Here is a 9016-nt window from a genome sequence, read left to right as displayed (position 1 = left end):
TGGCTTGAGTGAAGATGCTTACAAATGGTATATGGAGTTAAGAAAATATGGATCGGTACCGCATTCAGGCTTCGGTTTGGGCTTAGAACGGACAGTAGCATGGATTAGTGGAGTTGAACACGTCCGTGAAACTATTCCATTCCCACGCCTATTAAATCGATTATATCCTTGATTCCATGATAAAACGGTTATCTTGTCATATTTGGCAGATAACCGTTTTTTGTTAAAATTATAAGCTTATTCGTAAACCCTTATTCATGTTATACTTATTTAGAGGTGTCCATAACATGAATAAAGAACATTTATATGCGTGGTTTAAGGAAGGAACGATAACGATTCCATCCTTTTTGTTGACTAACTATAAGAAAATGGGACTAAATGAACAAGAAATGGTCCTATTACTTCAATTGCAAAGTTTTATTGATAAAGATAATCCTTTTCCTGCACCATCCCAACTATCTGAACGAATGACATTACAAGAATCGGAATGTCTATTTTTAATCCAACGTTTGGTTCAAAGAGGGTTTGTTGAAATGGTGGTTGAAAGTAATCAAGAAATCGGCCAGGAAAAATATTCGCTGGCTCCGCTATATGAAAAAATGATGGACTGCTTCTTAAAGTCTTTGAAACAGGCTGAATCCGCTGAGGTACAAAAAGCCGGGGAGAGTCTTTATACGATTTTTGAACAGGAGTTCGGGCGCCCATTATCTCCATTTGAATGTGAGACATTGGCAATGTGGATGGAAGATGATCATCAACCTGAAATTATTAAATCAGCTCTTAAGGAGGCTGTCATTTCTGGTAAATTGAATTTCCGTTACATTGACCGGATTTTATTTGAGTGGAAAAAGAATGGAATAAAAACCCTGGAACAAGCAAGGGAGCAAGGACAAAAATTTAGAGTGCATCAAAAAAGGGACCGGAAAATAGAGCCAACACAACCGATGAAAGATGTGCCCTTTTATAACTGGCTCGAGCAGTAATGTGAATTAAAGGAGAACGAACATGCTGAATAAAGCTCAAATTCGCTATTGTTTGGATACAATGGGTGAGATGTTTCCGGATGCCCATTGTGAGCTGAATCATTCCAATCCATTTGAATTGGTGATTGCTGTTGCCCTGTCAGCTCAATGTACGGATGTATTAGTTAATAAGGTTACTAAGGATCTATTTCAAAAATATAAAACGCCTGAGGATTACATAAGCGTCCCGATAGAGGAGTTGGAAAATGACATTCGCTCAATCGGGTTGTTTCGTAATAAGGCTAAGAATATCCAAAAGTTGTCACGAATGCTGATTGAGGAATACGACAGGGAAGTTCCACGTGATCGTGATGAGCTTACTAAATTACCTGGTGTAGGCCGAAAGACAGCCAATGTAGTCGTATCGGTCGCGTATGACGTGCCAGCGATTGCGGTTGATACCCATGTAGAGCGTGTTTCCAAGCGACTGGGATTATGTCGCTGGAAGGACAGTGTGCTTGAAGTTGAGAAAACATTAATGGTCAAGATACCAAAGGAAGAATGGTCTGTTACGCACCACCGGCTGATATTCTTTGGACGCTATCATTGCAAGGCCCAGTCACCAAGATGTGAAACCTGCCCGCTTCTAGAGCTGTGCCGTGAAGGGAAAAAAAGAATGAAAAGGATAGAGGTCAAATGACGCAATTGCTTTCATTAAGAGTGCCTGCTGAATTAAAACATCCTTTGTTTTTTTCTAATGAGGAAACCATCTTGGAAAAAGAAGACTATAATGAGTGGAATTGTTTGATTCAACTCGAGAATTTCCCATATGAGTTACTTTTTTATAATAAAGTAGAGTCTTATTTACCTTGGAAAGATGGAGATGGGCATGTCCCGGAACTACTGGAAAAGTGGAAGAAAATCGAAGCTGAATGCGGTCTGATATTTTCAGAGAGGAAAGCGGGACAGGCTTTGGAACCCATGAAGCAGGGAATTGGTTTATTTTTATCGGCAGTCTATTGGATGCATGGAATGCCAGTTGTAATGAGTGCTTGGCAGGGACAGATAAAGGACTTTACTTATATTCCAGTCAATTTGGTTGAAAGGCTTTCTTTTATCCTTGCAAGACCTGCTTTTTTTCATTCGTATAGGCAGCTCAGTGAATTGTTTAGGGAGTTTGAAAAACAATATGTAAAGTCTAGAATTAAAAAATAAGAACGATAAAAAACGTCTAAGCTTAAAGCTTAGACGTTTTTTATTTGTTAGTCTTTATTTTCTTTATCTGGTTTATCTGGGTCAGGAGTGGGGTCAGGAGTCTCGACTGGTTTTTCTGGTTTATTCTCCTCTACTGTTCCAGGTTCAGTATCTCCTTCATCAACAACGTCTTCGTCGTCTTTGTTGCCATTACCATCATCTTTGTTGCCATTGTTATTGCCGTTTCCATTTTCGTTACCATTTCCATTTCCATTATCGGTGTTGCCATTGCCGTTGTCCTCGCCTTGATTCTCTTTGCCTTGATTGTCCTCGCCTTCGGTTGGAGTTTCTTGTTCCAGATTTTCATCTTCGGCTGGTTTTTCAATATCCTCGTCTGTTTTCTCAGGTTCTTTCGCTTCTGCAGGAATTTCCACAGAGGTACTAGCAGGATCACTTTGTTGGTTATCCACTAAAGCTACCACTGAGAAAGTATATTTACTTCCAGGGGTTGGATTAGGGATCGTTAAACTAGTATCCTTCGATTTTTTTAATACGCTCTGTGCTCCGCCATCAACGGACATCTTAACCTCGAATTGGGTTTTCCCATTACCTTTAGGATATGACCATGATAGATTGATTTCATTACTTTCCTGATTGTAAGAACCGTTAATGCCAGGTGAGTCCATTTTCTTATATTCTGTCGTCACTTGTGTTGGCTGGTGTCCTTTAACATAATATTCATAAGTGATTTTATCACTTGGCGTATATTCATTGGCTTTAATAGCTGGATTTGAGCCTTTTATGACTCCAACCTTCACAACACTGTCAGGTTGTTCAAAGTCTTTAGTTTCCTTTGAGTTCGCCATATATTCCATTAAATTCTTAAATATTGCTTTTGGAATTCTTTGAGATGAATCACCCAGATATTCCATTTTTCCACCTGGGGCGTTGTCATAACCGGCCCATACTGCGACTGTATAATTGGTTGTATAACCCGCCATCCAGCTATCTTTTACACCGGAAGATGGGATGTTGTTCTTTGCACGCTGTTCAGGCGTGAAATTGGTTGACCCCGTTTTACCGGCTACCGGGAGATTAGGTRTATTGGCTAACCTTCCTGTTCCATAAGGTTCTTTCATGACACTTTTCAGCATGTCCGTCACGATAAAAGCAGTTGAATCTTTCATTACAGGTTTCGTTTCCATTTTGTTTTTGATCGTAGTTTTATCACGTAAAACAATTTTTTTCACTGTATGCGGTTTGTTATAGATTCCGCTGTTACCGAATGTGCTGTATGCTCCGGCAAGTTCTAGTGTGGAAACATCTTTGCCACCGCCAATTGCAGCGGATTCGGTGATTTCCTTATCAAAAGGAATGCCCAGGTCTACAGCAAAATCACGTGCCCGGTCCAAGCCGACTGCTTGAAGCGTTTTTAAGGCAGGGATATTTAATGACCTTGCCAGTGCATCACGAGTTGTAACTGTACCATAATGGCGCCCTGAAGCATTTTTAAGCGGTGTTCCGTCACTGTAGGTATATTCCTCATCCTTGATTTGATGGTAGGTGGACCAATTTAAATATTCTACTGCAGGACCATAATCCAGAATTGGCTTAATGGTCGAACCAGGTGAACGCTTGGCATCCGTTGCATAATTCCAGCCGCGCTTAACCGTTGTATTCCTACCGCCGCCTACTGCTTTAATTTCACCCGATTGTGTATCAAGCAAGGTAAGGCCGGCTTGAAGGTCCTTACTTGGGTAATTGATGACTTCATCACTATTTAGCATTTTATAAACATATTCTTGGGCGTCTTTATCAATAGTCGTTTGTATTTCTAATCCATCTGTAAAGACGTTATAGTCTCCCATATCCCCGACTTCCTCAATTACTAAGTCGATAAACGCATCATAAGCTGTCGTGTCTATTTGACTTTTATCAACTTCTTGAAGTCCTTCAGCAATATCGATATTTTGAGCATCTTTCATTTCCTTCTCGGATATATAACCATGTTTATTCATTAAATGAAGTACAATATCGCGACGTTCTTTTGCACGTTCAGGATATTTATATGGATCATAACGGCTTGGACTTTGCGGTAATCCAACAAGCATGGCCGCTTCGTTTAATTTCAATTCACTTAAATCTTTTCCATAATATGTTTGAGATGCAGTCAAAATCCCATTTGCACGGTTTGCAAAGAAAATTTTATTAACATACATTTCAAAAATTTCATCTTTTGTATACTTTCTTTCAAGCTGTATGGATAGCCACATTTCTTGGACTTTCCTTTTAATAGTTTTATCAGGCGTTAAATAAGAACGTTTGATAACTTGTTGGGTTAAAGTACTAGCACCCTCTGAGCCAAATCCATTTTTGACGTTGGCGATGACTGCGCTACCCAGACGTAAAAAATCAACCCCGTGATGTTTATAAAAGCGGGAATCTTCTGTTGCCAGGAAGGCTTCTTTTACAAGATCAGGTATATCTTCATAATTGACATAATCCCGGTTCTCTCTGCCAACCTCTGCCAGTAATTTACCATCTTCATCAAGGATTTTTGAAGTAACTGGATCTTTTAAAAGCTTTTCATCAAGTTTGGGAGCATCACTTATAAAGTAAGCTAATGCAGCACCTCCAGTGACTAAGCCGATAATTCCAATTGTAACGAGTATAAGAAAAATGCGCTTGAGCATGCTTGCTGACTTTTTCGGCCCATTTTTTGGTGCCTTTTTCTGAGTCTGCCCCTGCTTTCGGCGTTCTTCTCTAGTATTATATTTTTCAGCCATTACAGCTAACCTGCCTTTCTAAAAAAAACTAAAAATTTTCTGCGATTAGTAAATCTACTACTTTAATATAGTCAATTCTCGGTTGAAAGCCAAGAGTAATCTTTTCTGAACTACTTTCGACCTCTTGGAGAGTAATAGATTTGCGTCCGCCGTCTTTCATTCTTTTCCAATAAAAACCTAGTTGTTCAGAACTCATTAAATATATATCATCCGTAGCAGAAAAACGGATGATTACAAATGCAATTCCGTCATGCTGAACGATATGTTTCATATGTTCAATTTGATGGTCATGAAAATTCTTAAGAGGGAAGGAACTGCTGTTTTTCGTTTCCTTTGCCTCAAAATCAATGTACTTTCCTTTATAAACACCATTGTAATCGGTAGTCGATGCTTGTTTGAAGTATGCTTCTTTAATAACAGCGGCACTTCTTTTCGGGTAGTGAACATCGACAATTTGAATAGGTGTTGGTTTTTTATGAATGACGGCAATACCGTGTGCTAAATAATACTGATTGGTTTCGTTCAAATCATCTTCTAATGTTTTTCCCCGGTTGCTATAACTGATTTTATTAAGTGGGCTTTTCTTTTCTTCCATTGCCTGCGGTACAAATCTTCGTCCGTTGGGATAATGAAATGCCACTTTTACCCCTCCTTTTTTTCACTTATCTATATTAGCAAAAAAAGAATCTAAAATGTGAATAAAAAGAATTGTTTCTTAGAACGATAGGATTTAAGTACAACAAAATTGTCACATTTTATCCTTCTTGAAAGGTTGGGAGCATTAGTATGCGAATTCCAAAGACGGAAATGCAATTACTCTACTCCATAAAAGTTCAAACTGCAAAAGGGAATAGAGATAATATATCAAGAACTAAAGCATATGAACAATTTTTTAATGTTCATCCAGAAATCCAATGGTCCTTTTTGGCAGGTATGGTTTCCCGAAATGCAGGCTGGAATATGTGTGATCTTGAAGGGATTTGGTTTTCTCATTTACTTAGTTCTAAATACAGACTTCAATTATTCCTTACATATGAAGAAGCGAATTGGCGTATTTTCCAGGATGCTTATCCACAATTACTGCTCTATCATTATTCGACGAAGTATGGGCGTCCTTTGTTTCACTTATGTCATTATTTTTTTATTACCAAATTTATGACAAAACAATGGAAATCTTTTTGGAAACATAGAAATCGCGAAAAATTAGTCACTGCTCTAATAATAAATGAACAAAATATCATTGAAAAACCGGTTATTAAAAAGCAATCTTTCGTATTTCATTCATTATTATTTTTGCTGCAGGACTGGATGCATTTTAGTACTGTATTATTTCCTACTTGCAATGGGAAATTGTATGGTTCGTCCGTTTCGCATTTTAGAAATATCGATGAAAGAATTAATTTGGGGAAAAAATTGGCTAATCTTTTATTTTCTAAGGAGTTGTTTCCACAATTTCATGAATTTTCCTGCCGCACTGAGCCAACCGGAGCCCGCTTCGATTATGAACAATATCGAAAAAGGCCTAGGTACCACGAGACACCGATGCTGCGGGGAGTTTATCCAATCATCCATCATAAGGCAGAAAAGATTGAACAGTGGGATTCAAATAAAAAAATTAAAAAGGAGTGGTTTATAAAACCTGAATGGGAGGAAGACCCTATGTTGACCGACTGGTATGACCATAAACAAAAACAGCTACACACAGCCGTCATGGTCAAAAATTGGTTTTTTAATAAAATGACAAACAGGGAAGGCATTGATTAAGCCTTCCCTGTTAATGGTGATGCAAGTGTTACAGCCTTAGGTAGAGGGCCGGTTTTCTCCACTAAGTTTCGGATTTCCCGTTCCTGCCTTGTTGGTGGGCGGCTTTTGTCGTTTYTCGTTTTCTTTCTGTCTGCTTTCATTCGACTGCATAAAATTCACCTCCTGTCTGTATTTTTGTTTAAAACTCCATTCTTCATTCTGCCATTGTTGTCGAAGGTCCCAATAAATTAAGTGAATAGCACTTTCTTTGCCGATTCCCTTCTAGTTTTGTCAACGTTGAAGGGCTTTCTAATAAAAAAAAGAATAGTACAGGTAATGAATGGGAGGGGTCAGCATGGTCAATAATAGTGTCGCAACAGAGGAAATACTAAGGATGATAGCTGAGATCAGTACCAGTCTGGACTGTTTGGAAAATTCATATGGAGAAACTGTTAATACAGTAAGGTGTAAACTATGGGCAGAGCAGTATACATTAGTAAATGAAGCCCAGGAGGCCATTGAGAAAGCAGAAGATTATTGGATTAATACTGAAAAAGAAAACCATTCTTATTCCATTACACTAGATAAATCCAAAAGGACGCACAAGATTTTAGCTGAAGTGCAGTTTTAAGCCAACAGGATTTCATTTTATAAGGAACTAGATTATACTATTGGAAACAAATGTGCGGAGGAATTTATTGTGCAAAAAGAAAATCTTCAAAGATTAACTGAACAATTATTGAATTATGCGGTTAAAGCAGATGATATATATGAAAATGTACGTAGGGAAGGAAAAGAAAAGGATTTCTTTTCTGAGGTTAAGCCGTTTGCAGATCAAGTCAGAACCGTTTGTATGGAATGGGAAAGCGGAATGAAGGAGTGGATGAAAGAAACGGAGTTTAAACATCTTTTCCCCGAGCAAATTGAACAAACAGCACATAACCTTTCTGATGTAGCCGTTCAGGCATTTTTTCCAAAAACCAGTTACAAGCGATTTAAAAGTCATGTCCAATCGGTAGTGTTTATTCTTAATAATGTAAAATCAGAAATCGATCGGATATTATCATAAAAACACCTACACTATATTTCCTCTTTTTTCATATATTATTGGAACCATGCCATGAATAATGAGGAGGGCTCATTGAAAATGATGAGATCCGGTTATAACCAAGTCTCCCCTAGTCAAGAACATTATCCTCAATCAATATCAGAATACTGGGGAGGATACCARCAGCCTATGCTGTATCCTCAGCCCAGTAATCAAGAACCATATATGTATCCTTATCCACCCCAGGAAAAAGGGGGCTATATGCMGACAAATCATGACCCATATCAACAGGCGGCCTATCATCCGTTTCAACAAATGCAGCAACAGGTGATGCCTGTGGGAGCGTTTCCAGGCAACAGTGTAATGCAGCCAATGCAGCCGCCAATGCAGTCGATGCAGCCAATGCAGCCAATGCAGCCAATGCAGCCAATGCAACTGCAGCCCTATCAGCAGCAACATCAGCCTCAAGCTTTTAGTCCGTTTGATAACCCGCTCCAGCCGGCTAAACGTCCCCCACATAATCAGCAGCAGGCTCACAATCCATATCCAAAGCAGCAATTCATGCAAAAACAGCAGCCATCGGGTATCAAGTCGGTTATGAATCAATTCAAAACACAAGATGGATCCATGGATATAACGAAAATGATGAACACAGCTGGACAAATGATGAATACAGTCTCTCAAGTTTCTTCAATGGTCAAAGGAGTAGGGGGCTTCTTCAAAGTTTAGATGTTGAATAAAGTAAAAGCAGACTTACAAGTGACCCAGCCACTTAATTAAGTCTGCTTTTTAATTGCTTAAAAAGATTAATCATTGATTTCAATTCGATTTCCCTTAACCTTGGGTAAATGTAGAGTGAGAATGCCATCGCGATGTCTTGCTGTTACTTTTCTCTCATTAATTGGTTTTGGAAAGGAAATGGTTCTAGATAATCGGCTTGCTGACAGATCTTTCTGAAACAATCCTTGAGGTTTATGTTGCGTAGCAAGGCTATCTACATGATTTGCCGAGATGGTTACCGCCTGGGTCAACAAATCAATGGAAATTTGGCTGCGTGCAATTCCGGGCAAGCTAGCAGTGAGGATATATTCGGAATTCGTCTCATGAAGGTCGACCGGAAAGCTTCGTTCTTTTGCTGAACCAAAGAAATCATCAAGTGATTGCAGCATGCCTTTGGGTCTCTCGGAAAACAATCGATCCATCTTTTGAATAAAATGGGTAAAAGGCTCATTTCTGCCCTTGTGGTTATTATTTTTTTCAGAAGAGGTCATCACGGTGCTCCT

Annotated in this window: 13 protein-coding genes; 8 read left to right on the top strand and 5 right to left on the bottom strand. The window is 38.9% G+C overall.

Annotated features, from left to right (window positions below; translation table 11 throughout):
* From AC1DUW_RS15675 to AC1DUW_RS15660, 4 genes are all read left to right on the top strand, one after another.
* Positions 1-172 (top strand): amino acid--tRNA ligase-related protein (locus AC1DUW_RS15675; RefSeq protein WP_477642920.1); only part of this gene is annotated, 172 nt, incomplete at its 5' end.
* A 115-nt stretch (positions 173-287) separates the two neighbouring features.
* Positions 288-983, top strand: coding sequence for a DnaD domain-containing protein (locus AC1DUW_RS15670; RefSeq protein ID WP_053346746.1), 696 nt, complete (start codon positions 288-290; stop codon positions 981-983).
* A 22-nt stretch (positions 984-1005) separates the two neighbouring features.
* On the top strand, positions 1006-1662 hold the full coding sequence (gene nth, locus AC1DUW_RS15665) for an endonuclease III (RefSeq protein WP_053346745.1): 657 nt from the start codon (positions 1006-1008) through the stop codon (positions 1660-1662).
* Positions 1659-2177, top strand: coding sequence for a YpoC family protein (locus AC1DUW_RS15660; protein WP_053346744.1), 519 nt, complete (start codon positions 1659-1661; stop codon positions 2175-2177). The genes nth and AC1DUW_RS15660 overlap by 4 nt, the downstream gene beginning before the upstream one ends.
* Positions 2178-2224: 47 nt before the next feature.
* Here AC1DUW_RS15660 and AC1DUW_RS15655 read toward each other — a convergent pair whose 3' ends face one another.
* Together AC1DUW_RS15655 and recU are read right to left on the bottom strand one after the other, a co-directional pair.
* The gene (locus tag AC1DUW_RS15655) at positions 2225-4942 is read right to left on the bottom strand and encodes a PBP1A family penicillin-binding protein (RefSeq protein WP_477642919.1); all 2718 of its coding nucleotides are present in this window, start codon (positions 4940-4942) and stop codon (positions 2225-2227) included.
* A 28-nt stretch (positions 4943-4970) separates the two neighbouring features.
* Positions 4971-5582: a Holliday junction resolvase RecU gene (gene recU / locus AC1DUW_RS15650; RefSeq protein ID WP_083450805.1), complete on the bottom strand. Its 612-nt coding sequence runs from the start codon at positions 5580-5582 to the stop codon at positions 4971-4973.
* Positions 5583-5728: 146 nt separating this feature from the next.
* Here recU and AC1DUW_RS15645 point away from each other — a divergent pair, with 146 nt between their 5' ends.
* Entirely contained in the window at positions 5729-6706 is a 978-nt protein-coding gene (locus AC1DUW_RS15645; RefSeq protein ID WP_053346743.1) for a DUF2515 family protein, read from the top strand.
* Here the strand turns inward: AC1DUW_RS15645 and AC1DUW_RS15640 are convergent.
* On the bottom strand, positions 6703-6846 hold the full coding sequence (locus tag AC1DUW_RS15640; protein ID WP_477642918.1) for a hypothetical protein: 144 nt from the start codon (positions 6844-6846) through the stop codon (positions 6703-6705). The two genes, AC1DUW_RS15645 and AC1DUW_RS15640, sit on opposite strands and share 4 nt — an antisense overlap.
* Positions 6847-7040: 194 nt before the next feature.
* Between AC1DUW_RS15640 and AC1DUW_RS15635 the strand changes: the two genes are divergently transcribed.
* A complete protein-coding gene (locus tag AC1DUW_RS15635) occupies positions 7041-7316 on the top strand; it encodes a hypothetical protein (RefSeq protein ID WP_053346742.1) in 276 nt (91 codons plus the stop codon).
* Between the two features lie 69 nt (positions 7317-7385).
* Complete coding sequence (locus AC1DUW_RS15630) at positions 7386-7754, top strand: YppE family protein (protein WP_252430523.1); 369 nt, start codon at positions 7386-7388, stop codon at positions 7752-7754.
* A gap of 166 nt (positions 7755-7920) precedes the next feature.
* On the opposite strand, the gene AC1DUW_RS15625 is transcribed toward AC1DUW_RS15630, so the two are convergent.
* Positions 7921-8163: a hypothetical protein gene (locus AC1DUW_RS15625; protein WP_477642917.1), complete on the bottom strand. Its 243-nt coding sequence runs from the start codon at positions 8161-8163 to the stop codon at positions 7921-7923.
* Here AC1DUW_RS15625 and AC1DUW_RS15620 point away from each other — a divergent pair.
* Positions 8154-8462 (top strand): YppG family protein, encoded by a 309-nt coding sequence (locus AC1DUW_RS15620; RefSeq protein ID WP_223305476.1) that lies wholly within the window; start codon positions 8154-8156, stop codon positions 8460-8462. The genes AC1DUW_RS15625 and AC1DUW_RS15620 overlap by 10 nt on opposite strands.
* 77 nt (positions 8463-8539) lie before the next feature.
* Here AC1DUW_RS15620 and AC1DUW_RS15615 read toward each other — a convergent pair.
* Positions 8540-9016, bottom strand: a 477-nt coding sequence (locus tag AC1DUW_RS15615) for an Hsp20/alpha crystallin family protein (RefSeq protein WP_477642916.1), incomplete at its 5' end; no start/stop codon positions are given.

The sequence above is a fragment of the Peribacillus sp. P4_C12 genome (assembly GCF_056402095.1).
The sequence above is the reverse complement of the archived record's forward strand: the minus strand, read 5'-3'. Positions and strand labels throughout refer to the sequence as shown.